Origin of the sequence: Pseudonocardia halophobica, from assembly GCF_050948485.1 — a bacterium.
Taxonomy (GTDB): Bacteria; Actinomycetota; Actinomycetes; order Mycobacteriales; family Pseudonocardiaceae; genus Pseudonocardia; species Pseudonocardia halophobica.
The window spans coordinates 4096383-4122558 of sequence record NZ_CP192046.1; the positions used below are offsets into that span (position 1 = coordinate 4096383).

A 26176-nucleotide genomic window follows, 5' to 3' on the forward strand; every position below is an offset into this window, starting at 1 on the left:
GAGGCCGCGCTCGACGCGGCGCTCGACACACTCCGGCTTTCGACGAGGGGTCTGCCGTAAGGCGCCTGCATCAACTAGCCTCCAGGCAACGACCGACGCAGGCGTCGGCGAAGCGAGTCGCGGAGGTGCGGGCACGATGGCGTGGGACTTCTCCACCGAGCCGGAGTTCGAGAAGAAGCTGGAGTGGATGCAGGAGTTCGTCCGGGAGGAGATCATCCCGCTCGAGACCCTGGACATCGACCGCGAGACCTACGCCCGCATCACCGCTCCGATGAAGGAGAAGGTCAAGGAGCAGGGCCTGTGGGCGGCGCACCTGCCGCCGGAGCTCGGTGGCGGCGGGTTCGGGCAGGTCAAGCTGGGTCTGATGCACGAGATCCTGGGCCAGTGCAAGTTCGCGCCGGGCATCTTCGGCAACCAGGCGCCGGACTCGGGCAACGCCGAGCTGCTCGCCATCGGCGGCTCGCCGCAGCAGAAGGAGCAGTGGATGCACCCGCTGCTGCGCGGTGAGCTGCGCTCCTGCTTCTCGATGACGGAGCCGGGCGCCGGTGCCGACCCCACCCTCCTCACCACGCGCGCGGTGCTCGAGGGCGACGAGTACGTGATCAACGGCCACAAGTGGTTCTCGTCGAACGCCTCGGCCGCCGACTTCCTCATCGTGATGGCGGTCACGGATCCGGACGTCTCGCCCTACCAGGGCTCGTCGATGATCATCGTGCCGACGGACACGCCCGGCGTGAACATCCTCCGCGACATCCCGGTCATGGACCACTCGACGGTGCACCCGCGTCTCGAGGGCGGGCACGCGGAGATCATCTACGACAACGTGCGGGTGCCGAAGGAGAACCTCGTCGGCAACCCCGGCGACGGCTTCAAGCTGGCCCAGCAGCGCCTCGGCCCGGGCCGCATCCACCACGCGATGCGCTGGCTCGGCCAGTCGAAGCGCGCGTTCGACATGCTGTGCGAGCGTGCGGTGTCGCGCTACGCGCACGGCTCGGTGCTCGCCGACAAGCAGATGATCCAGGACTGGGTCGCGACCTCGGCGGCGGAGATGCAGGCCGCGCGGCTGCTGACCCTGCAGGCGGCGTGGAAGATGGACCAGGTCGGCGCGTCGAACGCCCGGAACGAGATCGCGATCATCAAGTTCTGGGGCGCGAAGGTGCTCCACGACGTGATCGACCGCGCCATCCAGATCCACGGCTCGCTCGGGTTCTCCGGCGACCTGCCGCTGGAGCAGATGTACCGGGCCGCCCGCGCCGCCCGTATCTACGACGGCCCGGACGAGGTGCACAAGGCCACCGTCGCCAAGCGGATCCTGCGCGGCTACGAGGCCCACGACGTGCCGTCCGAGCACGTGCCGACGCGCACCGAGGCCGCCCGCACGAAGTTCGCCGAGTACCTCGAGCTCGCCACGGCGAACAACTGAGCCCGCTCCGGCCGGGATCCGACGGGGGATCCCGGCCGGCGCAACTCAGCCCGCCCAGTCCTCGATCTCGGCGTGCCAGCGCCGCTTGTCCTCCTCCGGTGCGAAGGTGGCGTCGACGGAGTTGCGGGCGAGCTGGGCGAGCCGCGACCGGTCGAGGCCGAGGTCGCGGGCGACGGCCCGGTAGTTCTCGTCGACGTACCCACCGAAGTAGGCCGGGTCGTCGCTGTTCACGGTCGCGACGAGTCCCTCGTCGAGCATCCGCGGGAGCGGGTGGTCGGGGAGCGTGTCGACGGCCCGCAGGGACACGTTGGACAGCGGGCACACCGTCAGCGGGATCCGCTCCTCGCGCAGCCGCGCCACCAGCTCCGGGTCCTCCATGGCACGGATGCCGTGGTCGACCCGCTCGACATGGAGCAGATCGAGGGCCTCGCGGACGTAGTCCGGGCCGCCCTCCTCCCCCGCGTGCGCCACCCGGTGCAGGCCCTCGGAGGCGGCCATCGCGTAGACGCGGGTGAAGAGCGACGGCGGGTACCCGACCTCCGCCGAGTCCAGCCCGACGCCGATGAAGTGCTCGCGGAAGGGCAGCGCCGCCCGAAGGATCTCCTCCGCCGCCTCCGGGCCGAGGTCGCGCAGGAAGCAGAGGATCATCGCCGCGGACACCCCGTGCGTCTCCACGGCCGCGGAGAAGGCGCTGCTCAGCCCGTGGATCACCGCCTCGAGCGGCACCCCGTGGTCGACGTGCGTCTGCGGGTCGAAGAACACCTCGGCCCGCCGCACCCCCGCGTCCCGCGCACGGTCGAGGTAGCCCGTCGCCAGGTCGTGGAAGTCCTCCTCGGTGCGGAGCACGGCGAGGTTCGCGTAGTACACGTCGAGGAAGGACTGCAGGTCGGCGAAGTGCTCGTACCGCTCCCGCAGCACGGCGGGGTCGCGGGAGGGCAGCGGGAGGCCGTCCCGGTCGGCGAGCCGCACCAGCAGCTCGGCCTCGATCGTGCCCTCGACGTGGAGGTGCAGCTCGGCCGTGGGCGGGGTGGGAGCGCTCATCCTGCGAACCTTCCCCCGGCGCTCGGGTTCAGTCCTCGGCCACGAACCGGTACGCGTCGCCGTCGCGCACCACGTGCCCCGCGCTGCTGCCGGCGAAGTGCGTGCCGAGCACCAACGCGTCCGCGGACGCCGCCTCCTCCAGCAGCGCCCTCCGGGTCGCCCGCGCGAGGTCCGGGTCGCCGTCGCCCGTCGCCGTCCACCCGGGGTGCCGGCACTGGATCGGGTGGTGCAGGACGTCGCCGGTGATCACGCACCGGTCGCCGATCCAGACGCTGAGGTGGCCCGGCGTGTGTCCCGGCGTGGCCCGCAGCCGGATCGGGCCGACGAGCGGGAGGTCGCCCTCGACCGGATCGACGAGTCCCGCGTCGAGCACCGGCCGGACGGAGTCGGCGAACGCCGGGGCGTGCAGCGGGTCGTCGGAGCGTCCCCACGCCTCGATGTCGGCCGCCCCGAGCAGGTACCGGGCGCGGGGGAAGGTGGGCACCCACTCGCCGTCGACGAGACGGGTGTTCCAGCCGGTGTGGTCGAGGTGCAGGTGCGTGCAGACGACCGCGTCGACGGTGTCGGGCGCGAAGCCCTCGACCACGAGATCGGCCAGGTACGGGCCGGTGCGGTGGTCGAACTCGGGGATCAGCGGGCGGACCTTCCCGTTCCCGCAGCAGGTGTCGACGACGATGCGCCGGCCGTCCGTCTCGAGCAGGTAGGAGTGCAGGCTCATCCGGTACCGGCCGTGGGCGTCGACGAAGTCGAGCGCGAGGTCCGGCTCCGCGGCCACGTCGGCCGCGGTGGCCTCGGCGAAGAAGTCGATCGGGAAGGGCATCACGTGCTCCACCACCCGGCTGATCCGCACACCGTCGACGGTCCAGGACATCGCGCCCACCCCTCTCTAGAACCGGCGGTTGGCCAGGACGGGGATGGCCTTGCGGGCCGCGTCGACCTCGTCCAGGTCGACGTCGGCTACGAGCAGCCCGGGCTCCTCCCCCAGCTGCGCGACCACCGCGCCGTACGGGCTCGCCACCAGGCTCGCACCGATCCCCGTCGGTGCCTTCCCGCGCTCCCGGCCGACGGTCTCGGGGTCGGCCTGGTCGCAGGCGGCCACGAAGGCCGTCGAGTCCAGGGCCCGGGCGCGCACCAGCAGGTCCCACTGCTCCCGTTTGCCCGGCCCGGCGCCCCACGACGCCGGCGCCAGGACCAGGTGCGCCCCGCGGTCGCCCAGCTCCTGGTACAGGCCCGGGAAGCGCAGGTCGTAGCAGGTGGTGAGGCCGAGCGTGCGGCCGTCGACCTGGATCGTGCGCAGCCCCGTGCCCGGGGCGACGGTGTCCGACTCGGCGAACCCGAAGGCGTCGAACAGGTGGATCTTCTCGTAGGACGCCTCGACCCCGCCGCCGGTGACCAGCAGCGTGTTGTGCACGCGCCCGTCCTCGGCCGGGGTGAACATGCCGGCGACCACGGTGACCCCGGCCTCCTCGGCGATCGCCCGCACCCGGTCCGCCCACGGGCCGTCGAGCGGCTCGGCGACGGGACCGAGCTTCACGCCGAAGCAGCACATCGTGGCCTCGGGGAACACGACGATGCGCGCACCGGCCGCGGCGGCCGCACGGGCCCCGTCCGCGACGAGCCCGAGGTTCTCCTCCGGCGACGGGGTCGAGACGATCTGGGCCAGGGCGATCCGCATGACCTCAGGCTGGCATCCCGAGCATGCGGCCCGCCAACCCTGCGTACAGCAGGCCCAGCGCGTCGGGCGTCCACGGCCCGCCCGGGACGAACCACCGGGCGACGTCGATGCCGAGGGAGAGCACGGCGGCGCCGGCCCCGCGGACGTCGGGCACGGTGAACGCGCCCGCCGCGACACCACGATCGATCACGCCGCGGACGACCCGCTCGGTGTCCCCGCGCAGCTCCGCGACCACCTCGGCGTGCGGGGCGGTGAGCGCGCCCTGCTCGTACTGCACGACGCGGGCGGTCGTGCGCTGCTCGGCGTGCCACCGGGTGAAGGAGTAGACCAGCACCCGCATCGCCTCCCCCGGATCGGGTTCCGCGGCGGCCGCCCGGACGAGCTCCAGGGCGATGGTGTGGCCGCGCCGGCTCAGCGCGAAGAGCAGCTCCTCCTTCGAGGCGAAGTGCACGTACAGCGCGGCCGTGCTCAGCCCGGAGCCCTGCGCGATGTGCTTGAGCGACGTGCCGTGGAAGCCCCGCTCGGCGAACGACTCCAGGGCGGCCCCGACGATCGCCCGTTGCGTCGCCGTCGGCCACTCCGCCCACAGGTCGAGGCCGGCGAGGATCCGCTCGCCCGCCCTCGTGCTGTCCGCCGTGACCTGCCCCATGGCCCGCTCCCCTTGACGCCGCCGCCCGACGCGCCCACTCTACTTACTGATCGATCAGTAACCACTCGGGAGCGACGATGGCACGGGACGACCGCGACCTCATCCTGTCCCGCCACGACGTGCGGTTCCTGCTGCACGACTGGCTGCACGTGGACGAGCTGACCAAGCGTGAGCGGTTCGCCGAGCACTCGCGCGAGACGGTCGACGCGGTCCTGGAGCTGGCCGCCGACCTCGCCGCGGAGCAGTTCGCGCCGCACAACAAGCGCAACGACGCCGAGGAGCCCGAGTTCGTCAGTACCGACGGAGTCGGGCGGGTCCGCCTGCACGAGGAGGTCGCGCCCGCCCTGCGCGCCGCCGCCGAGGCCGGCCTGCTGTCCGCGACGATGGACGCCGAGGTGGGCGGGCTGCAGCTGCCCCACGTCGTCGGCACGGCGGTGCAGGCCTGGTTCCACGCCGCCAACATCGGCACCTGGGCCTACGCCATGCTCACCGTGGCCAACGCCAACCTTCTGCAGGCCCACGGCACGCCGGAGCAGATCGCGACCTGGGTGCCGCCGATGCTCGAGGGCCGCTTCCACGGGACGATGTGCCTGTCGGAGCCGCAGGCCGGGTCGTCGCTCGCCGACATCACCACCCGCGCCGAGCCGCAGCCCGACGGCACCTACCGGCTGCGCGGCACCAAGATGTGGATCTCCGGCGGCGAGCACGAGCTCGGCGAGAACATCGTCCACATGGTGCTGGCCAAGATCCCGGGCGGCGCGGCCGGGGTGAAGGGCATCTCGCTGTTCCTGGTGCCCAAGTACCTGCTCGACGCCGACGGGAGGCCCGGCGAGCGCAACGACGTCGCGTTGGTCGGGCTGAACCACAAGATGGGCTACCGCGGCACCGTCAACACCCTGCTCAACCTCGGCGAGGGCGCGCACACCCCGGGCGGCGAACCGGGAGCGGTCGGGTACCTCGTGGGCCCGGCCGGCGGCGGGCTGGCCGCCATGTTCCACATGATGAACGAGGCCCGGATCGGGGTCGGTGCGGGCGCGGCCGCGCTCGCGTACACCGGGTACCTGAAGTCGCTGGACTACGCGAGATCCCGCCCGCAGGGCCGTCCGGCCGGGGCCAAGGACCCGGCCGCCCCGATGGTCCCGATCGTCCGGCACGCCGATGTGCGCCGGATGCTGCTCGCCCAGAAGGCCTACGCCGAGGGTGCGCTCGCGCTCGTCCTCTACTGCGGCCTGCTCGTCGACGAGGAGCGCACGGCGCCGACCGAGGCGGAGCGGGCCCGGGCGCACCTGCTGCTCGAGACGCTCACCCCGATCGCCAAGAGCTGGCCCTCGCAGTGGGGGCCGGAGGCCAACTCGCTCGCCATCCAGGTGCACGGCGGCTACGGCTACACCCGCGAGTACGACGTCGAGCAGCACTACCGGGACAACCGGCTCAACCCGATCCACGAGGGCACGCACGGCATCCAGGCCGCCGACCTGCTCGGCCGCAAGGTCGTCATGGCCGGCGGTGCCGGGTTCACCGCGCTGCAGGAGACGCTCTCCGCCACGATCTCGCGGGCGGCCGAGGCCGGCGGGGACGCCGCCGAGTACGCCGCGGCGCTGCGGGCCGCGCTGGCCCGGCTCGTCGAGGTCACGGCCGTGCTGCACGCCCATCCGGACGCCGAGGAGCGGCTGGCCAACGCGTCGGTCTACCTCGAGGCGGCCGGGCACGTCGTCGTCGCTTGGGTCTGGCTCGAACAGCTGCTGGCCGCGGCCGGGCGGGACGACGACCTCGGCCGCGGGAAGCGCGCCGCCGCGCGGTACTTCTTCCGGTTCGAGCTGCCGAAGGTCGGCCCTCAGCTGGACCTGTTGGCCTCGCTCGACCGGACCTCGCTCGACACCGACCCCGCCTGGCTCTGAGCGGGGTCCGGCCCGGCGCGGCGGGTGAGCACGATCCCCACGACGACCACGGCCACGGCGATCAGCGCCGTCATCGCCAGGTCGAAGCGCGAGCCCTCGCGGAAGGCCATGTAGACCAGGATCACCGGGATCACGACGATGACCGCCCAGGTCAGCACGGGGTAGGCCCACATCCGCACGGGGAGCGCGGCGTCCTCCCGCTCCAGCCGGCGGCGCATCCGCAGCTGCGACACGGCGATCACGAGGTAGACGAGCAGCGCGATGGCGCCGGACGTCGCGAGGAGCGTCGAGAAGACCTCCTCGGGGAAGACGTAGTTCGCGATCACGGTGAGGAAGCCGACGGCCGTGGACGCGAGCACGGCGATCCGCGGCACGCCGCCCGCGGTGGTTCGCATGACCGCCCGCGGGGCCTGCCCGCGGCGGCCGAGCGAGTAGATCATCCGCGAGGCGGTGTAGAGCGCCGAGTTCAGGCAGCTCGCGACGGCGACCAGCACCACGACGTCGACGATCAGCTTGGCGCCCGGGACGCCGATGGCGTCGAGGGCGGTCTGGTACGAGCCGTTCTGCGGCAGCCCCGGGTCTGTCCACGGGACCAGGGCCACGACCAGCAGGATCGACGCCAGGTAGAAGACCGAGATCCGCCAGATCACCGAGCGCGTGGCCCGGCCGATCTTCTCGGCCGGGTTCTCGGACTCCGCCGCCGCGATGGTCACGATCTCCGTGCCCATGAAGCTGAACATCGTGATGAGCACGGCGGCGACGACGGCGCCCACGCCGTTGGGCAGGAAGCCGCCGGCGTCCCAGAGGCGGCTGACGCCGCTGACCTGCGTGCCGGGCAGGATCCCGAGCACGGCGAGCACGCCGATCGCGATGAACGCGACGATCGCGACCACCTTGAGCAGCGCGAACCAGAACTCGAACTCGCCGTAGTTGGCCACGTTGAACAGGTTCGTGACCGTCAGCAGCAGGGTGATGACCAGCGCCCACGTCCACTGCGGCACGGCCGTGATCCACGAGTTGAGGATCGTGGCGGCCGCCGTCGCCTCCACCGGGATGACCAGCACCCAGAACCACCAGTACAACCAGCCGACGCTGAACCCGGCCCAGCGACCGATCGCGCGGTCGGCGTAGGTGGAGAAGGAGCCCGGGTCCGGGGTCGCGGCCGCCATCTCGCCGAGCATCCGCATCACGAGGACGACCAGCAGCCCCGCGAACGCGTAGGCCAGCAGCACCGCCGGCCCCGCCGTCGCGATCGCCGTGCCGGAGCCGACGAACAGGCCCGCCCCGATCACGCCCGCGATGCTGATCATCGTGATGTGCCGGTTCTTCAGGCCCGCGCTGAGCTGCGAGTCCCCCGTCATGCCGGCTCCCTTCGACCGCCTCACCCGACAGTGCGTCCGGGAATCATCACGCCGCGCAACGGTCCGCGCAGCGCGGAGCCCGGCCTGGCACTGTTCGCGGCATGGCCCGCGTCGTGTACTCCGCCGCCATGTCCCTCGACGGCTACATCGCCGGCCCCGGCGGCGACATGGCCTGGCTCGCACGGCACTTCGGGCCGGACCCCGACGCCGAGGAGCTCGCGGCGGGCGCCGGCGCGCTGCTCGTCGGCGCCCGCACCTACCGCGGCGACGACCCCAACGCCGGTACCGACGCCGAGGGCGCCTTCGGGGGCACGTGGTCCGGGCCGACGATCGTCGTGACCCACCACCCCGACGCCGCGCCACCGCCCGACGTCACGTTCGTCGGGACCGTCGTGGAGGGGCTGGACCGGGCGCGCGCCGCCGCCGGGGACCGGGACGTCCACATCCTGGGCGCCGACCTCGCGCGGCAGTGCCTCGCGCTCGGCGCGGTCGACCAGATCGCGGTGTCCGTGGTGCCGGAGATGATCGGCGACGGGGTGCGGCTGTTCCACGAGGCGGGCGGGGTGTCGGTGCAGCTGGAACGGACCCGGCTCACGGGGCTCCCCCACGCCACCACGCTCTGGTACCGGGTGGTCAAGGCTGGGGGGTAGTCCTGGCTGACCGCGGGCGGATCAGGCCGCGGGCGGCTTGCCGCACACCTCGACGAGCTGCGGGCGGCGGGGCGAAGGGGGAGCCGGCCGGGCGTGCGTGGGCTCGAGAACGACGCACCGAACGGCAGTCCGCTACATGCAGGAGGACCCAGTGGTGCGACCTGCAAGTCGGCCGGGCTGCACCGGGTGGCCCGATTCTGTCGGTGGTCGAATGATGTTCGATCCATGCGGCAGGTGGTGGATCTTCCGGAGGACCTGGCGGTGATGCCGCCCGGCCCGGAGCTGGCCGACGGCACGGTCACCATCACCGCGGTCGGCCTGCCCGCCGACCAGGCCCAGGCCGCGATCGACCGGGTCGACCGCCTCGCCCTCGCGATCCGCCGCGCCGGGCACCCCTCGCCCGTGCCCACCTGCGCGCCGACGTCTTTCTCGGCCTGCTCGACGGCTCCCTGCATCACCTCACCCGAGACCAGATCATCAGGGAGTTCCTCACCCGCACCGCGATTGAGGTGGATGGCGCCCCCGCCGGTCACGCGGCGACAGCAGTGCTGGCAGCGAGAGCCGCGAAAACGACCGCGGCCCTGGCGGCAAATGCGAGGGTGACGATCGGGGCGATACTGCGAGCACTGCTGACATCCGCCTCACACCCGCGGCAGTGCCCGAGCTGGAGGCGGTCAGCGGTGCTTCGCTGGAGGAGCCCACCGACCACGCCCGGCGGGGTGTTCATGTGCGGGCTGCGCTGAGCACCTTGCTGGGTGCGGACGATCGTCACGTCCTCCTGCCCGGCCAGGGACCGATTCCGGCCTCGGTCGGGCGCGGCGTCGTCGCACGACAGCGCGGGGCGTTGTGGCGGTTCGCCCTCGTCGACCAGCAGGGCCGGTACGTCAGAGGCGGGATCGTGCGGGCACGCCCGCCTTCGCCGACCGATCCGCCACCACGAATTCGCACCGCCAGCCGGCCGACGGGCGGCCTGGTCGACATCCTGCTCACCGAGGCGGAGCTCGACGCCCTTCTCGGACCGAGGGCGGGCGGACCGCCGGACTCGGTACCGGACGCCGGCGGGCACGACTGGCGTCCGGTCCTGTCCGCGATCCGCCGCGCCCTGGCCGACCTCGACGTCCCGCCCTTCGTCCGACCCGACGACGAGGCCTGCGGGCTGATCGAACCCGCGCAGCCCGAACCCGGGACCGGCCCGCCGTCGACCTCGACGAGGAGCCCGACGAGGAGCCGCCCTTCCGACCTAGACCATCACGATCCCACCGTCGATCATCACCGACTGGCCGGTCATGTAGTTCGAGTCCGGGCCGGCGAGGTAGGAGACGAAGCCGGCGACGTCCTCGGGGGTCTGGACCCGCTTGAGCGTGATCAGCTCGGTGTACTGCTTGAGCGTCTCACCCCGCTCGTTGCCCAGGTAGGGGCCCATCTTCTCGTCGATGAGGTCCCACATGTCGGTGCCGACGATGCCCGGGCAGTAGGAGTTCACCGTGATCTTGTGCGGTGCCAGCTCCTTCGCCCCGGCCTGGGTGAGCGCGCGGACGGCGAACTTCGTGGCCGAGTAGTGCCCGAGGAAGTCGAAGCCCGCGTGCCCCGCGATCGAGGCGGCGTTGATGATCTTTCCGCCGCCGTGGTCCTTCATGTGCTCGGCGGCGGCCTGGATGCCGTAGACCACCCCGAAGACGTTGACGTCGAAGACGGTCCGCAGGTCGTCGGGCGTGAGCTCGAGCAGTGTCTTGACCTGCGCGATCCCGGCGTTGTTGACCATCACGTCGAGGCCGCCGAGCTGCTCGACGGTGGCCGCGACGCCCTCGAACACCGCGTCCCGCGAGGTCACGTCGAAGGGCAGCGCCACGGACGACCCGCCGGCGTCGGCGATCTCCCCGGCGACGGACTCGGCGTTGGCCTTGTTGACGTCGTTGACGGCGACGGCGTGCCCGTCCTTCGCCAGCCGTAGGGCGATCGCCCGGCCGATCCCACGCCCGGCCCCGGTCACCAGCGCGGCGGTCATCCGAGGACCTCCTTCGGCGAGACGAGGATCTTCACGTTCTCCTCCTTGTTGTCGATCAGCTCCCGGAACCCGCCGGACACGATGTCCTCGAGCCCGATCCGGCCGGTGATGAACTGGGCGGCGTCGACCTTCCCGTCGCGCAGCAGCGCGATGGTGTCGGGGTGGTCGCCGCAGTAGGCGAGCGAGCCGATCAGGTTGACCTCGCTCATGACCAGGTCGTTCACGGCGACCTGCGGGACGTGACCCCAGATCGCCACGTTGACGACGGTGCCGCCGGGGCGTACGGAGCCGATGGCCGAGGCCAGCACGGCGTCGATCCCGGCGCACTCGAAGGCGACGTCCGCGCCGCCGCCGGTGAGGTCGAGGATCGCGGCGGGGGCGTCGTCGGCGATCGGGTCGATGATCACGTCGGCACCCGCGGGCGTGGCCTTGGCCTTGCGCGCGGCCGCGGGCTCCACGACGACGACCTGCGAGGCACCGGCGGCCTTGAGTGCCGCGGTGGTGACCAGCCCGATAGGGCCGGCGCCGTAGACCACGGCGGTGCCGCCCTCGCGCAGCCCGGACAGGCGTACGGCGTGGTAGCCGACGGCGAGGGGCTCGACGAGCGCGCCGAGGTCCGTCGGCAGGTCCCCGAGCGGGTGCACCCACCGCTGGTCCACCACGCAGCGCTCGGCGAAGCCGCCCTGGTCACCGGCCAGCCCGACGAAGCCGAGGCTGCGGCAGATGTTGTAGCGGCCCGCCTTGCAGGCCACGCACTCCCCGCACACCCAGTACGGCTCGACGGCGACCCGGTCGCCCTCGCCCACGCCGCTCACCCCGGAGCCCACGGCCGACACCACGCCGGCGAACTCGTGGCCGAGCACGACCGGCATCTCCACGCCGGTGAGCGGGTGGGGCTCGCCCTTGTTCGGGATGAAGATCGGCCCCTCGAGGAACTCGTGCAGGTCGGTGCCGCAGATGCCGCACCAGTCGACCGACACCTCGACCTGGCCCGGCCCCACCACCGGGTCGGGGACCTCGTCGATGCGGATGTCGCCGGGACCGTGGAACCGCGCTGCTCTCATGTGTCCACGGTCACGCCGGAGCGGGGCCCTGGGCAACGGTTGCAGCGAGGTTGCAGGATCACCCCATGACCACGAGCGCGGACACCGACGTCCCCGACCGACGCGCGGTGCGCGAGTTCGCCCGCCACCTCTTCGGCGTCTACACCGCCGGCGGGCTGACGATGATGATCGACCTCGGGCACCGCACCGGGCTGTTCGAGGCCGCGGCGCGCGGCCCGGCGACGTCGGCCGAGCTGGCGGAGCGGGCCGGGCTGCAGGAGCGCTACGTGCGCGAATGGCTCGGCGCGATGGTCACCGGCGGGATCATGACCTTCGACGACGGGCGGTACGCCCTGCCGGCTGCCCACGCCGCCGCGCTGACGGGTCCCGGCTCGAAGAACATGGCGCCGATGGCGGCCATGGTGCCGCTGCTCGGCCGCAACCTCGACGCCGTCGCCGAGGTCTTCCGCAACGGGGGCGGCCTGCCCTACGACGCGTTCGCGCCCGACTTCACCGGTGTGATGGACCAGCTCAACCGCCGCCCGCTCGACGAGCTGCTGGTCGACGCCTGGCTCCCGCTGGTGCCCGGGCTGACGGAGCGGCTGACGGCGGGCGCTCGGGTGGCCGACGTCGGCTGCGGGACCGGGCACGCGATGGTGATCCTCGCGAAGGCGTTCCCGGCCTCGACGTTCACCGGCTACGACATCGCCGAGGACGCCCTCGACCACGCCCGCGCCGAGGCCGCCGCCGAGGGGCTGACGAATGTGCGGTTCGAGCGCGCCGACGCCGCCGCCTTCCGCCCGCCCCAGCCCGTCGACGTCGCGTTCGCCATCGACGCCGTGCACGACCAGGTCGATCCGGCCGCGGTGCTGCGCGGGATCCACGACGCGCTGGTGCCCGGCGGCCGCTTCGTCATGGTGGACATGGCGGCGGAGACCGACCTCGCGGACAACGTCGGCAACCCCTTCGCCCCGTGGATCTACACGATCAGCACCCTGCACTGCATGACCGTCTCGCTCGCGGGCGGCGGCGCCGGGCTGGGCGCGGCGTGGGGGAAGGAGCTCGCGGTGCGCATGTTGGGCGAGGCCGGGTTCGGCGAGGTCACCGTGGCGCCGGCGCCCGGCCAGGCGCTCAACCTGATCTACGCGACGGAGCGGCCGGGCTGAGCCCGGCCGCTCCGGTCACCCCCCGGTCCCCCGGGGCGGTCCTCAGGCCTTGGCCTGCATGCTCTCCCGCGCGGGGTTGCCCTGGTCGTCCGCCTTCGGGTCCTTCTCCGCGGACTTCTCTCGGACCCCGGCCTCGATCCGGTCGCCGATCTCCTTGTCGATGTTGTGCCAGTACTCGAACGCGCGCTCGAGGATCGGCTCCGAGACGCCGTTGAGCAGGTGCCCGACGACGTTGTCGACCAGGCGACCGCGGGCTGCGTCGTCCATCACCTCGCGGACGAGCGTGCCGGGCTGACCCCAGTCGTCGTCCTCGGCGTGGTCGACGTAGGCGGACCGCATGATGTCGCCGTCCACCTGCCAGGTCGGGACGTGCTGCGAGGTGTCCGCGGCCGGGCCGCCGTAGGAGTTCGGCGCGTACACCGGGTCGGAGACCTTCTTCACCCGCATCGCGCCGTCCTTGGAGTACGAGTGCGTCTCCACGACGGGGGCGTTGACCGGGATCTGCTGGTAGTTGCCGCCCAGGCGGTGGCGGTGGGCGTCGGCGTAGGAGAAGAGCCGGGCGAGCAGCATGCGGTCCGGCGACGGCCCGATGCCCGGCACCAGGTTGTTGGGCTGGAACGCGATCTGCTCGATCTCGGTGTGGTTGTCCGTGGGGTTGCGGTCCAGCGTCATCCGCCCGACCTCGGTCAGCGGGTAGTCGCCGTGCGGCCACACCTTCGTCAGGTCGAACGGGTTGAAGCGGTACGTCTTCGCGTCCTCGTACGGCATGATCTGCACGTACAGGGTCCAGGACGGGTGGTCGCCGTCGCGGATGTGCTCGAACAGGTCACGGGTGTGGTAGTCCGTGTCCGCCGCGGCCATCTGGTCGGCCTCGTGCTGGGTGAAGGTCTGGATGCCCTGGTCGGTCTTGAAGTGGTACTTGACCCAGAACTCCTCGCCGGCCGCGTTGATCCACATGTAGGTGTGGCTCGTGTAGCCGTTCATGTGCCGCCAGGTGCGCGGGATGCCGCGGTCGCCCATGAGCCAGGTGACCTGGTGCGCGGACTCCGGCGAGAGCGTCCAGAAGTCCCACTGCATGTCGTGGTCGCGCAGGTTGTTGTCGGCGCGCCGCTTCTGCGACCGGATGAAGTGCTGGAACTTCATCGGGTCCTTCACGAAGAAGACCGGCGTGTTGTTGCCGACCATGTCGTAGTTGCCCTCGGACGTGTAGAACTTGATCGCGAACCCGCGGGGGTCGCGCCACGTGTCGGGGCTGCCCCGCTCCCCCGCCACGGTCGAGAAGCGGACGCCGAGCTCGGTCCGGGTGCCGGGCTGGAAGAGCGCCGCCTTGGTGTAGGCGCTCACGTCGTTGGTGACCTCGAAGTACCCGAACGCCCCGCTGCCCTTCGCGTGCGGCTGGCGCTCGGGGATGCGCTCCCGGTTGAACTGCGCCATCTGCTCGATGAGGTAGCTGTCCTGCAGCAGGATCGGCCCGCCGGGGCCGACGGTCAACGAGTGCTCGTCGCTCTCGACCGGGATGCCGGCATCGGTGGTGGTGGGGTTCGGGCGCGTGCTCGTCACGGGGGTGCGCCTCCTCGTGGATCGATCGATGGGGGCTCGCGTGGTGGGCGGGCCGGCGGCGCCGGACGCGCCGCCACCGTCGGTAGGCGTACCCGGGCCTCGCGCGCGCGACACCTCCGCCGCCGCTCGTCGACGCGTCCGGGTCCGCGTATCGCCGGGCTGCATACCGCGCTCGTTGCGGGGGTAGTGACGGTCTGGTCCGAGCACGGAGGTGTGCGTGATGGTCGACGACGACCGGCTCCCCCAGAACGACGACGCGACGGTCCCCGCGGCGCCCCCGACCGTGATGGCGATGGACGAGGACCAGCTGTGGGACGTGGTGCGGTCGCTGGCCGAGCCCGCCCGCGGCGAGCTGCGCGCACTGTCCTGATCTTCCCGGCCCGATCTCCCCGGCCCGATCTCCCCGGCCCGATCTCCCCGGCCCGATCTCCCCGGCCCGATCTCCCCCGATCCTCACCCTTCGCCGAGGTGATCGGCCTCGCCGCGCCGTGTAGCGTCGGACGTCCGACGGCGACGGGGCTGCGCGGTGGTGCGCGGGCGGTGATCAACGGATGATCGACAGGGACCGGGAGCGGCTGCTCGCCGGCGAGGTCGGGCGCATTCCGCGCCGGCCCGAGATCGTCGAGTCCTGGCGGCGCTCGCGCCTCTCCGGGGTCGATCCGGACCAGCTCGAGCTACCTCAGGCGCAGCCGGAGGAGAGCCGCTTCAGCCGCACCGCGACCCCGGTGCTGGAGGCCGCGGCGGACACCCTGGTCGGCGCCGACACGAGCCTGATGCTCACCGGCCCCACCGGCACGGTCCTGTGGCGCTGGACGGACACGGACGGCCTGCGCCGCCGGCTGGACCGGCGCTCGGTCGTGGTCGGCACCCAGTGGGCCGAGGAGCACGTCGGCACCAACGGGATCGGCACGGCGCTCGAGACCGCCCGCCCGGTCGTCGTGACCGGCGCGGACCACTACTCCGGCGCGTTGCACGGGTTCAGCTGCGCGGCCGCCCCGGTGCGGCACCCGATGACCCGGCGCGTGCTCGGCGCGCTGAACATGACCTGCCGCGCCGAGGACGCGAACCCGCTGGTCCGGCCCACGCTGCTCAAGCTCGTCCGGGAGATCGAGGCCGAGCTCTACGGCACCAGCAGCGCGCGGGAGCGCGAGCTTTTCCGGCACTACCTCAGCGCCCGGCGGCGCAGCTCGGCGGCGGTCGTGGTGCTCGACGGCGACATCCTCATCGCCAACCGCGCCGGCGCCCGCCTGGAGCTGGATCACCGGGCCTGGTGGGCCCGGGCGCAGGACGAGCTTGCCGGGGCCACCGAGGTGACCGTCCCGGCGGGCCCGCACGGGCCGGAGGTCCGCTGCCGCACCGTGACGTCGGCAGGCCGGACCGTCGGCCTGATCGTCACGGTCCCCGAGGCCGGCGAACGGCCCGGCCTGCCCACGAATCTGCCGGCCGCCTCCGCGTCGGGCGACGGGCTCGCCGACACCGTGCGCCGCCGGCTCGGGGCCGAGCCGTTGCTCGTGCACGGCGAGCCGGGCACGGGCAAGGCCACCCTGCTCGGCGGCGTGGGCCTCGCGGTGCACGACGCCGCGCGGGTGCCCACGACCGGCCTGCCGGCCTGGCTCGACGGGGTGCGCAGCGACCTTCGCGGTGGGGTGGCCCTGACCCGGCTCCACACGCTCGACGAGGCGGCCTGCGCGGCCCTCGGCGCGCTGCTCGACGACGTCGGCCAGCCCGCCCGGATCGCCGGCACCTGGTCCGGCGACCCCGCCACCGCCACCCCGGCCCAGCAGGCGCTGCTCGACCGCTTCGACCTCGACGCCGTCGTCGTCCCGCCGCTGCGCAGCCGCGCGGACGAGATCCCCGCGCTGCTCGACGGCCTGCTCGACGAGCTGACGGTCGACCGCCGCGCGCCGCGGCCCCGGCTCACCCCGGCCGCGACCGAGCTGCTGCGCCGGCACCCGTGGCCGGGCAACCTCCGCCAGCTCGCCGGGGTCGCACGCTGGCTGGCCCGGCAGGACCGCGCCGTCGTCGACGCCGACGACCTGCCCGCCCGGCTGCGCGCCGACGCCCCGCGGACCCGGCTGACCCCGATGGAGGCCGCCGAGGCCGACGCGATCCGGGAGGCCCTGCGGGACTGCGGGGGCAACAAGGTCGCGGCCGCCGCACAGCTGCAGATCGCCCGGTCCTCGCTCTACCGGAAGCTGCGGGAGTTCGGGATCTAGGAGACCGCTGAAGCACCCCGGCCTGCTGCGCGACGCCGCTCACGACGACCGGGGTGCTTCAGCAGTCTTCTAGGACATGTCGTCCATCGGTGCCGTGCCGGGCACGGTGAGGGCCGGCACCGCGTCGGGGGCGACGAGGAGCAGCACGCCGAGCGCGAGCAGCAGGACCGCCGTCGCGTAGGTCGTGAACCGGCGCCACGGCAACGTCTTCTCGAGGGTGATGAGCCCGGCGACGGCGGCCATCCAGGTGATGCTCATGACCCCCAGCGCGAACAGCGACGCCATCAGCGCCCAGCAGCACCCGACGCACCAGGCCCCGTTCTTCGCGCCCATCCGCACGGCGCCCCAGCGGCCCTCGCGCCAGGAGGTGAGCAGGAACCCGAGCGGGCTCGTGCACTTGGCGAGGCAGACGTCCTTGAGCGGCGTCAGCTCGTACCCGGCCGCGACGAGGAGGGTGCCCCCGGCGACCCACCGCCCCGCACCGTCCCACGCCGTGACGTCCCCGGGGACGTACCTGGCCGTCGTGGCGATCGCGAAGGCGGTCAGGCCGGCACCGGTCCACGTCAGGACGTACCCCGCGGTGAACAACAGCGGCGACACCGGGGACCGCTCCCGGGTCAGGCGGGCGTACAGCGCGACGGTCGGGGACACCGCCGGGAACATCATCGCGGCCATCATCACGACCCAGATGCCGAGGAACCAGCCGAGCTCGCCCAGGCCGGTCCACGGCCCCTCGTCCATGCCCTGCATCCGGCCGGCCGTCCACCACCAGGCGAGCGCGGCGAGGACGAAGAGGACGACGACGAGTCCGAGCCGGGCCCGGACGGCGGCGTACGCAGGCGCGAGACCGCCGGTCCGGCCGGGGTCCTGCGCCGGGGCGCTCATCGGGTCAGGCGGCCCAGGAGAAGTCGGACGTGGACAACCCGGTCTTGCCCTCGTACCGGATGCCGAACGCGTCGATCCGCGAGCGCCGCGCCTCCGCCATGGTCAGGTTCGAGCCGGCCGGGTGAAACATGCCGTCGAAGCGCACCGGCCGCCCGTCTTCGGCGCCGAACGGCACGATGTCCTCGACCTCGAAGTCGATCCGGTCGGGGACGCGCACGCTGTGCCGGAGCCCGTCGTGGTCGAGCTCGATCGCCGCCCGCTCGATCCCGACGACCTCGCCCACGAGGGGGGCCAGCGCGGCCATCGGGCCCCCGAGCTGCCCGCCGAACACCTTCACCAGCTTGTCGAACTGCTCGTCGGTGGCCTCGTCGTCGACGAACATCCCGAGGCGCCAGTTGCCGTCCGTCATCACCTTCGGCGTGTCGATGACGGCGACCACCCGGCGGCCCCGGACGTCCGTGCCGTCGACCTCGCCGTCGACGATGTCGAAGGCCAGGGTCGCCCGGCAGAAGTCGTAGGTGGCGCCGTGGTCGAGCGTCAGGTTGCACGGGCACATCAGCTCGCACGAACACGTCTCGACGAACCGTCCCCTGAGGTTCCACGCCATCGTCGGCTCCCTCCGCGAGGGCGACGATTGTCCGCTGTGGCGAACGGCCGGTCAACGGTCGTCCGACCTGCCGATCTGCCGGACGAGATCGAGGGCCCGCCCCAGCGTCGTCAGCCGCGCGTCGAGCGTGTCGCCGGCCGGGTAGAGCCGCACGGTGTCCACGCCCGCGTCCCGCCAGACCCGCAGTCGGGCGCGGACCATCTCCTCGGTGCCGATGAGCGTGGTGCCCAGCACCATCTCGTCCGTGACCAGGCCGGCCGCCCCGGCGCGGTCGCCGGCCTGCCACCGCTCGCGGACCTCGGCGGCGACCTCCGCCCAGCCCTGCCGGCTGTAGGCCTCGTTGTAGAAGTTGGTGCTCGCCGAGCCCATCCCGCCGAGGCTGAACGCCAGACCCTGCTTCCGCTCGGCGACCATGCCGTGCAGCTCGTCCTCGTCGGCGGCGAAGGCCACCTCGGCCCCCTGGCAGACGTCGAGGTCGGCGCGGGTGCGGCCGGCCGCGGCCAGGCCCTCGTCGAGCGGGTCGAAGTAGGCCGCGGCGCCCTCCGGGACGAAGCTCGTGCCGAGCCAGCCGTCGGCGGTCTCGCCGGTGAGCCGCAGCATCCGCGGGGACAGGGTGGCGAGGTAGATCGGGATGTCCGGGTTCGGCGCGGTGGACAGCCGCATCGGCCGGCCCTCACCGCCGGGCAGCGGGATGTGCACGGTCCCGCCGTCGAAGGCGATCTTCTCCCCGGCGAAGGCCTGCCGGATCACGGCGATCGTCTCCCGGGTCCGGGTGAGCGGGCGGGCGAAGGGGACGCCGTGCAGGCCCTCCAGGACCTGCGGGCCGGAGGGGCCGAGGCCCAGGACGAACCGGCCCTCCGTCATGTCCGCCAGCGTGAGCGCCGCCTGCGCGATCGCGACCGGCGTGCGCGTGCCGACCTGCACGATGCCGGAGCCGAGGGTGATCCGGTCCGTGCGTGCCGCCAGGTAGCCGAGCACGGACGGGGCGTCCGACCCCCACGCCTCGGCGACGAACACCGCGTCCATGCCCAGCTTCTCGGCCTCGACGACGAGCTCGACGGTCCGCCGGAAATCGCCGCCCGAGCCCTCGACCGTGGTGGCGGTGCGCATCACGCACCCTCGACGCGCTTCTTGATCGCCTCGACGGTGCCGGTCATGTTCGCCTCGAACTCCCGCAGCCGGACGAAGACGATCTTCTGCTCCTTGTCCGGCATCCGGTCGATCGCCAGGCTCAGCCCCGACCGCGCCGGGCCCATCCGCATCCACTGCCGCAGCCGGGTGCCGCCGTCGGCGGGCTCGAGGGTGAAACGCCAGGTCGCGGTGGGGTTCTCGGGGTCCTCGACGGCCCACGCGAACACCCGCGGCTCCTCGCACTCGACCACGTGCGAGACCGTGGACCACTCCCCCAGCGCGTCGTGCGCGCTGTGGCCCCGGAACCGCGCCCCCACCGCCGGGGCGCCGCCCTCGAGCCACTCCACGCGCCGGACCTCGGGGCTCTGCCCGGGCATCGCCTCGACGTCGACCACCGCGGGCCACACCCGCTCCGGCGGCGCGTCGACCCAGGTCTCGACCTCGACCGTCGGCTGGTCGGCGTAGCGGGCTCCGGTCCACTCCATCGGCGCGGCACTCCTCGTCCTCGGGGTAGTCGTCCCGAAGAGTGTCGCACGGAGAGTTGCGCACGAAAACCCAAGTGTCGTCCTGCTCCGCACCGCCGGTCGGTCCAGGACCCGCAGCGCCGATCCTCCGCGCGTGACCGCCCTACCGACGAGTAGAGCGCTGCTTCGAAGATTCGCAGGTCACAGCCCGGTTGTGGGCATGCGGGGCGAGGTACGACACTCGACCCGGTATGCCGTCGCCGACTCGGAACCGGGTGCCACGAAATGCAGGACCGCGCTCCGCGCCTCACCGGACTCGGGCACGCGTTGCCCGCCCGGGTCGTCACCAACGACGACCTCGCCAGGACGCTCGACACGTCCGACGAGTGGATCCGGAGCCGCAGCGGCATCGCCACCCGCCACCACGTCGACCCCGGAACCGCGACCTCCGACCTGGCCGCCGAGGCCGGCGCCCGCGCGCTCAAGGCCGACCTGCACACGGGCGGCACCGGCGAGGTCGACCTCGTCGTGCTCGCGACCACCACCCCGGACCGGACCTGTCCGGCCACCGCGCCGCTCGTGGCGCACCGGCTGGGTCTCGGCACGGTTCCGGCGTTCGACGTCAACGCCGTGTGCTCCGGGTTCCTCTACGGCCTGTCCACGGCGAGCGCGATGGTCACCGCCGGCGCCGCGGACTCCGTGCTGCTGGTCGCCGCCGACACGTTCTCGACCATCGTCGACCCCGCGGACCGCCGCACCGCCTTCCTCTTCGGCGACGGCGCCGGGGCCGTGGTGCTGCGGGCCGGCGGCGCACGCACGGGGCACGCCCCCACGGTCCACGACATCGTCCTGGGCAGCGACGGCGGGCAGGAGGACCTGATCATCACGCCCGGCGGCGGCTCCCGCGAGCCGGGGTCGGACGAGCGCTGGTTCACCATGCAGGGCCAGGCGGTCTACCGGCAGGCCGTCGACCGCATGACCGGCTCCACCCGGGAGATCCTCGACCGCACCGGCTGGGCCGTCGACGAGGTCGACCGCTTCGTGGGCCACCAGGCCAACCGCCGGATCCTCGACGCCGTGGCCCACCGGCTCGGCGTGGCCGCGGACCGGGTCGTCGCCAACCTCGACCGCGTCGGGAACACCGCCGCCGCCTCCATCCCGGTCGCGCTGTCCGACGCGCACGACCGCGGGATCCTGCGCCCCGGCGACAAGGTCGTGCTCACCGCGTTCGGCGGCGGTGCGACCTGGGGTGCCGCCACGCTCACCTGGCCCGACCTGGGCTGACGCCGGTCCGGACCGCCCGCGTCGACCGGTCCGCGGCCGGCGCCTGCCACGATGGCGCCCGTGGACGATCTCGCGGGCTTCCTGGGGCGGACCGCGCCGTTCAGCTCGCTGCCGGAGCGCGAGCTGCGGCGGGTCGCCGAGGCGGCCGAGGTCGTCGACCATCCGCCGGGCGCGCAGATCCTCGACGCGTTCGCGGAGGCCGGCGAGGCGGTCCACGTCGTGCTCTCCGGCCAGGTCGAGATGTGGACCGTCGACGACGCCTGCGACCGGCCGGCCGACGAGACGGTCGGCCGCGGCGGGGTCTTCGGGCAGACGTCCGTCCTGACCGGCGCCGCCGTCGGGCCGCGGGCGGTGGCGCTCGGCCCGGTGCGGCTGGTGCGGATCCCGCGCAAGGCCGTGGCCTCGGCGTTCTCCTCCCCCGCGGGCGTCCGGCTGCTCGCCCACGACCTCTTCGACGCCCGCAGTCGCACCGGCCCGGCGCCCCGCTTCCGGACCGTCGACGACCTGGTCGTGTCCGAGCCCGTGCTCGGCACGCCGGAGACCACGGTGGCGGAGGCGGCGCGGCTGATGACCGAGCGGGGGGCGGGCTATGTCGCCGTCCCGGTCGGCGACGGCCGGTTCGGGCTGGTCACCGACGCCGTGCTGCGCGCGCGGGTCGTGGCCGAGGGGCGGCCCGGGGACACACCGGTCACCGACGTCATGACCCCGGTGGCCCGCACCGTGCGGACCGGCACGCCCACCGCCGACGTGCTGCAGGAGCTCACCGAGCATCGGCTCGACCTGCTGCTGGTCGTCGACGCGGACGGCCGGCTGCGCGGGGCGGTGGACCCGCAGGACTTCCTCGCCTCGCCGTCGGCGGCCGGGGTGGTGCTGCGCGAGCAGGTGGTGCGGGCCGAGGGGCTCGACGACGTGGTGAGCCTCGCCCGCCGGCTCCCGCTCCTGCTCGGCGACCTCGTCCGGCAGCGGCGGGAGGCCTCGGAGACCACGGCGGCGTACTCCACCGTGGTCGACGCCGTGATGCGGCGGGTCCTGACCCTGGTCCTCGCCGGGCGTCCGGACCTCGACGAGGCCGAGGTCACCTGGATGCTGCTGGGCAGCAACGCCCGCCGCGAACCGACCCTCGGCTCGGACATCGACTCCGCGGTGGTGTTCGCCGAGTCCGTCGACGCGCGCCGGGCGGCCGCCTACCGGGGCGCGTTCGCCGAGGTCGCCGACGTGCTGCGCCGGGCGGGCCTGCGGGTCGACGCGCACGGCGCCACCCCGGCGTCGCCCACCTTCGCGCGCACGCGGTCCCAGTGGCGCGCGGCCGCCGAGCAGTGGCTGGTCTCGCCCCTGGACGGCCAGGGGATGCTCATGGCGTCCCTGCTGCTCGACGGCCGCCCCATCCAGGGCGACCCCGCCCGGCCCGTGGTGACCGAGGTGTTCGCCGGCGTGCGCGACCACCCGGCCACGATGAAGCTGCTGGTCCGGGAGTCGCTGTCGCACCGGGCGCACCTGCGGTCGGTGCGCGACGTGCTCGCCGGGCGCGGCGGCACGTTCGACCTCAAGGCGCACGCCCTGCGGCCGGTCGTCGAGATGGCCCGGTGGGCGGCGCTGAGCGTGCGGTCCCCCGAGCTGTCGACGCGGGCCCGGCTCGCCGCGGCGGCGGGCTCGGTGCTGCTGTCCCGCGACCAGGGCACCACGCTCATCGAGGTGTTCGAGGTGCTCCAGCGGGTGCGGCTGCGCCAGCAGCTCGCGCAGTTCGACCGCGGCGAGCCGCTGTCCGACGTCGTGTGGATGCGCCGCCTCTCCCCGCTCGACCGCAGCCTGGTCGCGCAGTCGGTGCGGGAGATCGCCACGGTGCAGAAGCGGCTCTACAACCTGCTGCAATACACCTCGCCGCAGGAGTGGGGCCGCCCCGACCACGCCTGAACGCACGAACGGCGCTCTCGCTCACATCTGGTGAACGAGAGCGCCGTTCGCTCGGCTGTGGGTCAGGCCTTGGACTCGGCCCGCTTCGGCAGCACCCAGTCCGGCCGCGGGAAGTGGCAGGTGTAGCCCCACGGGATGCGCTCCAGGTAGTCCTGGTGCTCGGGCTCGGCCTCCCAGAAGTCGCCCGCCGGCTCGACCTCGGTCACGACCTTGCCCGGCCAGAGCCCGGAGGCGTCGACGTCGGCGATGGTGTCCTCGGCGACGCGCTTCTGCTCGTCGTCGAGGTAGTAGATCGCCGAGCGGTAGGACAGGCCGACGTCGTTGCCCTGCCGGTTCTTCGTGGTCGGGTCGTGGATCTGGAAGAAGAACTCCAGCAGCTCGCGGTAGCTGGTCCGCTCCGGGTCGAACTCGATCTCGATGCCCTCGGCGTGCGTGCCGTGGTTGCGGTAGGTGGCGTTCGGGACGTCCCCACCCGTGTAGCCGACGCGCGTCGACACCACGCCCGGCCGCTTGCGGATGAGGTCCTGCATGCCCCAGAAGCAGCCCCCTGCCAGGATCGCCTTCTCGTAGCGGCTCATCACTGCTCCCTTCTCGTGCTGTTCCCGCGCTGTGCAGTCCCACGATTGTCAACGGATCGGCGTCCGTCGATAGTCCCGTACCCCGGCGCCACCGGTGATCGCCCAGCGTGCCCCGGCGTCGTCGTGCGCCCGGATCGTGCGGGCCGGCCCGGCCAGGGTCGCGCGGTCCTCATGCCGTAGCGGCGGGTGATGTGCACTGCACGCGCCCCCGGGATCTCGACGTCGGGACCGGCCCGTCGCAGCTCAGGCACCTACCGGCCGCGCCACGTAGATCGCGTTCTGCGGGCGCGGGGAGGGCAGGCGCGCCTCCACCGCGAAACCCTCCTCGGCCAGGAGCGCCTCCGCGCGCTCGTGGCCCCACATCGCGCCGAGCCCGGCCCCACCGCCGGAGAGGGAGACGGGCAGGCAGTGCAGGACGCTGATGCCGAAGGCCGAGGTCGCACCGGGGTCGCCGGCCAGGTCGGGCAGGTGGCCGGTGTAGGAGATGTCGACCATCACGAACAGCCCGTCCGGCGCGAGCAGCCGCCGGACCCCGCGCAGCGCGGCCCCGGGGTCGGCGAGGTCGTGCACCACGTCCACCGCCAGCACGACGTCGACGGACCCGGCCTCGCCCGGCAGCGCGGCCGCGTCGGCCACCTCGTACCGCAGGTTCGGCCGTTCCCCACGCCCGGCCTCGGCCGCCGCGACCGCCTCGGGGACGACGTCGACGCCCGTCACCGTGCTCGCCGGGAACGCGTCGGCCACCAGCCGGGCCACCTGCCCGGCGCCGCACCCGACGTCGAGCACCCGGGCCCCGGCGCGCAGCCGGTCGGCGAGCCCCGGGACCGGGCCGAGGAAGCCCGCGACGAACCGTTCCTCGTACAGCCAGCGGCGGGAACCGCCGAGCGCCTCGCCGGCCCGCTCCGCGTAGACCTGCGGCGGGATGCCCGCGCCGTCGCCGAACCGCGCGGCGACCTCGGGCGCCATCCCGGTCAGCCGCACGAGCATGTCGGCGATCGGGGCGAGATTCGCGGCCGTCGGCCCGCTGAGCACGCCCGCGGCGTCGTCGGCGAAGCGGTAGGTCCCGCCGGCCGCGTCGACCTCGACGAACCCGGCGCCGACCAGGGCGCCCAGCCACTCGCGGACGTACCGCGCGTCGGCCCCGGCCCGCTCGGCGAGCTCCGCGGCCGACGCCGGCCCCACGGCCAGCGCGTCGAGCAGGCCCAGCCGGTGCCCGAGCGCGACCATCGTGACCACGACGTGGCCGGCCAGCATGTCCGCCAGCCGCTCGGACGGCGTCCCCTCCATGCGCTCCTCCCGCCCGGAACTAGGCCGCCGGGAACGCGGTCGGCATCACGAGGACCACCTTGCCCTGCGCGTGACCCGCCTCCACCTCGGCGAGCGCGGCCCCGGCCTCGTCGAGCGGCAGCACCCGCGTGACGTGCGGGTCGAGCGCGCCCTCCTCGACCAGCCGGACCAGCGCGGTGAGCACCGCGGTGCTGCGGTCGCGCTCCACGTCCCGCCCGCCCAGCTCCTTCACCAGCGGCTTGTCGGCGACCGACAGGAGCATGGTCCGGTCCGTGAGCAGCGTGGCGACGGTGCGCAGGGCCTCGCCGCCGACCAGGTCGAACACGGCGTCGATCCCCTGCGGCGCCGCCTCCCGGATCCGGTCGAGCACGCCCTCGCCGTAGGCCACCGGGGTGGCGCCGAGCCCGGCGACCAGGTCGCGCTTGGCCGGGCTCGCGGTGCCGACCACACGGATCCCGCGGGCCCGGGCGAGCTGGACGACGGGCACGCCGACACCGCCGCCCGCGCCGTTGACCAGCAGCGTCGAGCCCGGTGTGAGCTTCAGGTCCTCGAGCGCGTCGTACGCGGTGCCGGCCGCCACCGGCAGCGCCGCCGCGACCTCCGGCGGGACGCCCTCCGGCCGGTGTGCCGCGAAGGAGGCCGTGACCAGTGCCTCCTCGGCCCAGCCCCCGACCATCCCGGGGCAGCCGCCGAAGACCTCGTCGCCCTCCGCGAACGCGTCGACGCCCGGACCGAGGGCCACGACCGTCCCGGCCACCTCGCGGCCGAGCACCGCCGATCCGACCGTGCCGTAGGAGCCCTCGCGCAGCCGCCAGTCGCCGGGGTTCACCCCGGCCGCGCGCACCCGCACGCGCAGCTCGCCGGGGCCCGGTTCGGGGACCGGCACCTCGAGGAACGCCTCGTTCTCCGGTCCGCCCACCGCCATGAAGCCGTACGCCCGCATCGGTGCTCCTTCCGCCGCGACCGATGATCGCACCCCGGAAGGTGAGCCAGGCCCCGCCGGGACCCGGGTGTCGCGGCGTCGATCACGTGCAAACCCTTGAGCAGCAACCCGAATCGCACGCCCTCACCGACGCACGAGGAAGGTCATCCATGGCGAACGCCGCCGTCATCAGCCAGCTCCGCACGCTCGAACAGCTCACCCGCACCGAGCTCCAGAGCTCCGCACCGCGGACGGCGTCCGGGCCGTGATCCGGTACGAGGAGCGGCACAAGAACCGTTCGAGCGTGGTCTCCGCCGCGCAGACGCACTTCGCGTCGCTGGCCGAGGAGATCGTGGGCGTCGAGTAGGACCCCTCCTGACTTCCGACCTCGGGGAGTCGCGCACGTCTCGTCCCCCACGG

24 protein-coding genes are annotated in these 26176 nt (G+C 73.4%); 9 read left to right on the plus strand and 15 right to left on the minus strand.

Annotated elements, in window-relative coordinates:
- Positions 1-136 precede the first annotated feature (136 nt).
- The gene (locus tag ACQP04_RS19570) at positions 137-1423 is read left to right on the plus strand and encodes an acyl-CoA dehydrogenase family protein (RefSeq protein WP_433502003.1); all 1287 of its coding nucleotides are present in this window, start codon (positions 137-139) and stop codon (positions 1421-1423) included.
- 45 nt (positions 1424-1468) lie between these two features.
- Here ACQP04_RS19570 and ACQP04_RS19575 read toward each other — a convergent pair whose 3' ends face one another.
- The 4 genes from ACQP04_RS19575 to ACQP04_RS19590 are packed head-to-tail and all read right to left on the minus strand — an operon-like array spanning position 1469 to position 4788.
- On the minus strand, positions 1469-2464 hold the full coding sequence (locus tag ACQP04_RS19575) for an adenosine deaminase (RefSeq protein ID WP_433502004.1): 996 nt from the start codon (positions 2462-2464) through the stop codon (positions 1469-1471).
- Between the two features lie 28 nt (positions 2465-2492).
- The gene (locus tag ACQP04_RS19580) at positions 2493-3335 is read right to left on the minus strand and encodes an MBL fold metallo-hydrolase (protein ID WP_433502005.1); all 843 of its coding nucleotides are present in this window, start codon (positions 3333-3335) and stop codon (positions 2493-2495) included.
- A gap of 15 nt (positions 3336-3350) precedes the next feature.
- Positions 3351-4139 (minus strand): carbon-nitrogen hydrolase family protein, encoded by a 789-nt coding sequence (locus tag ACQP04_RS19585; RefSeq protein WP_433502006.1) that lies wholly within the window; start codon positions 4137-4139, stop codon positions 3351-3353.
- Positions 4140-4143: 4 nt separating this feature from the next.
- Positions 4144-4788 carry a TetR/AcrR family transcriptional regulator gene (locus ACQP04_RS19590; protein WP_433502007.1) on the minus strand — a complete coding sequence of 215 codons (645 nt, stop codon included), beginning with the start codon at positions 4786-4788 and terminating at the stop codon, positions 4144-4146.
- Between the two features lie 77 nt (positions 4789-4865).
- On the opposite strand from ACQP04_RS19590, the gene ACQP04_RS19595 reads away from it, so the two are divergent.
- Entirely contained in the window at positions 4866-6686 is a 1821-nt protein-coding gene (locus ACQP04_RS19595; protein WP_433502008.1) for an acyl-CoA dehydrogenase, read from the plus strand.
- Here the strand turns inward: ACQP04_RS19595 and gabP are convergent.
- A complete protein-coding gene (gene gabP, locus ACQP04_RS19600; protein WP_433502009.1) occupies positions 6623-8047 on the minus strand; it encodes a GABA permease in 1425 nt (474 codons plus the stop codon). The two genes, ACQP04_RS19595 and gabP, sit on opposite strands and share 64 nt — an antisense overlap.
- A gap of 101 nt (positions 8048-8148) precedes the next feature.
- On the opposite strand from gabP, the gene ACQP04_RS19605 reads away from it, so the two are divergent.
- The gene (locus ACQP04_RS19605; protein ID WP_433502010.1) at positions 8149-8697 is read left to right on the plus strand and encodes a dihydrofolate reductase family protein; all 549 of its coding nucleotides are present in this window, start codon (positions 8149-8151) and stop codon (positions 8695-8697) included.
- Between the two features lie 225 nt (positions 8698-8922).
- On the plus strand, positions 8923-9300 hold the full coding sequence (locus ACQP04_RS19610; RefSeq protein ID WP_433502011.1) for a hypothetical protein: 378 nt from the start codon (positions 8923-8925) through the stop codon (positions 9298-9300).
- 637 nt (positions 9301-9937) lie between these two features.
- On the opposite strand, the gene ACQP04_RS19615 is transcribed toward ACQP04_RS19610, so the two are convergent.
- Both ACQP04_RS19615 and ACQP04_RS19620 read right to left on the minus strand, forming a co-directional pair.
- Positions 9938-10702 carry an acetoin reductase gene (locus ACQP04_RS19615; protein ID WP_433502012.1) on the minus strand — a complete coding sequence of 255 codons (765 nt, stop codon included), beginning with the start codon at positions 10700-10702 and terminating at the stop codon, positions 9938-9940.
- Positions 10699-11766 (minus strand): 2,3-butanediol dehydrogenase, encoded by a 1068-nt coding sequence (locus ACQP04_RS19620; RefSeq protein WP_433502013.1) that lies wholly within the window; start codon positions 11764-11766, stop codon positions 10699-10701. Before ACQP04_RS19620 ends, ACQP04_RS19615 begins: the two co-directional genes overlap by 4 nt.
- A 65-nt stretch (positions 11767-11831) precedes the next feature.
- Between ACQP04_RS19620 and ACQP04_RS19625 the strand changes: the two genes are divergently transcribed.
- On the plus strand, positions 11832-12911 hold the full coding sequence (locus ACQP04_RS19625; RefSeq protein ID WP_433502014.1) for a class I SAM-dependent methyltransferase: 1080 nt from the start codon (positions 11832-11834) through the stop codon (positions 12909-12911).
- 42 nt (positions 12912-12953) lie between these two features.
- On the opposite strand, the gene ACQP04_RS19630 is transcribed toward ACQP04_RS19625, so the two are convergent.
- Positions 12954-14471 carry a catalase gene (locus tag ACQP04_RS19630; protein ID WP_433502015.1) on the minus strand — a complete coding sequence of 506 codons (1518 nt, stop codon included), beginning with the start codon at positions 14469-14471 and terminating at the stop codon, positions 12954-12956.
- A 220-nt stretch (positions 14472-14691) separates the two neighbouring features.
- Between ACQP04_RS19630 and ACQP04_RS19635 the strand changes: the two genes are divergently transcribed.
- Both ACQP04_RS19635 and ACQP04_RS19640 read left to right on the plus strand, forming a co-directional pair.
- Positions 14692-14841, plus strand: coding sequence for a hypothetical protein (locus ACQP04_RS19635; protein WP_433502016.1), 150 nt, complete (start codon positions 14692-14694; stop codon positions 14839-14841).
- A 181-nt stretch (positions 14842-15022) separates the two neighbouring features.
- Entirely contained in the window at positions 15023-16687 is a 1665-nt protein-coding gene (locus ACQP04_RS19640) for a sigma-54-dependent Fis family transcriptional regulator (RefSeq protein ID WP_433502017.1), read from the plus strand.
- A gap of 69 nt (positions 16688-16756) precedes the next feature.
- On the opposite strand, the gene ACQP04_RS19645 is transcribed toward ACQP04_RS19640, so the two are convergent.
- The 4 genes from ACQP04_RS19645 to ACQP04_RS19660 are packed head-to-tail and all read right to left on the minus strand — an operon-like array spanning position 16757 to position 19795.
- The gene (locus ACQP04_RS19645) at positions 16757-17572 is read right to left on the minus strand and encodes a DUF2182 domain-containing protein (protein ID WP_433502018.1); all 816 of its coding nucleotides are present in this window, start codon (positions 17570-17572) and stop codon (positions 16757-16759) included.
- Positions 17573-17576: 4 nt separating this feature from the next.
- A complete protein-coding gene (locus ACQP04_RS19650) occupies positions 17577-18179 on the minus strand; it encodes a DUF1326 domain-containing protein (RefSeq protein WP_433502019.1) in 603 nt (200 codons plus the stop codon).
- A 51-nt stretch (positions 18180-18230) separates the two neighbouring features.
- Positions 18231-19289, minus strand: coding sequence for an LLM class flavin-dependent oxidoreductase (locus tag ACQP04_RS19655; RefSeq protein WP_433502020.1), 1059 nt, complete (start codon positions 19287-19289; stop codon positions 18231-18233).
- Positions 19289-19795, minus strand: a complete 507-nt coding sequence (locus ACQP04_RS19660) for an SRPBCC family protein (RefSeq protein ID WP_433502021.1) — start codon at positions 19793-19795, stop codon at positions 19289-19291. The genes ACQP04_RS19655 and ACQP04_RS19660 overlap by 1 nt, the downstream gene beginning before the upstream one ends.
- 264 nt (positions 19796-20059) lie before the next feature.
- Between ACQP04_RS19660 and ACQP04_RS19665 the strand changes: the two genes are divergently transcribed.
- Both ACQP04_RS19665 and ACQP04_RS19670 read left to right on the plus strand, forming a co-directional pair.
- Positions 20060-21058 carry a beta-ketoacyl-ACP synthase III gene (locus ACQP04_RS19665; RefSeq protein WP_433502022.1) on the plus strand — a complete coding sequence of 333 codons (999 nt, stop codon included), beginning with the start codon at positions 20060-20062 and terminating at the stop codon, positions 21056-21058.
- A gap of 60 nt (positions 21059-21118) precedes the next feature.
- Positions 21119-22969 (plus strand): putative nucleotidyltransferase substrate binding domain-containing protein, encoded by a 1851-nt coding sequence (locus tag ACQP04_RS19670; RefSeq protein WP_433502023.1) that lies wholly within the window; start codon positions 21119-21121, stop codon positions 22967-22969.
- 62 nt (positions 22970-23031) lie between these two features.
- On the opposite strand, the gene msrA is transcribed toward ACQP04_RS19670, so the two are convergent.
- From msrA to ACQP04_RS19685, 3 genes are all read right to left on the minus strand, one after another.
- A complete protein-coding gene (gene msrA / locus ACQP04_RS19675) occupies positions 23032-23547 on the minus strand; it encodes a peptide-methionine (S)-S-oxide reductase MsrA (RefSeq protein ID WP_433502024.1) in 516 nt (171 codons plus the stop codon).
- Positions 23548-23790: 243 nt separating this feature from the next.
- Positions 23791-24834, minus strand: a complete 1044-nt coding sequence (locus tag ACQP04_RS19680; protein ID WP_433502025.1) for a methyltransferase domain-containing protein — start codon at positions 24832-24834, stop codon at positions 23791-23793.
- A gap of 19 nt (positions 24835-24853) precedes the next feature.
- Positions 24854-25777, minus strand: a complete 924-nt coding sequence (locus tag ACQP04_RS19685; RefSeq protein WP_433502026.1) for an NADP-dependent oxidoreductase — start codon at positions 25775-25777, stop codon at positions 24854-24856.
- Positions 25778-26176: the final 399 nt, after the last annotated feature.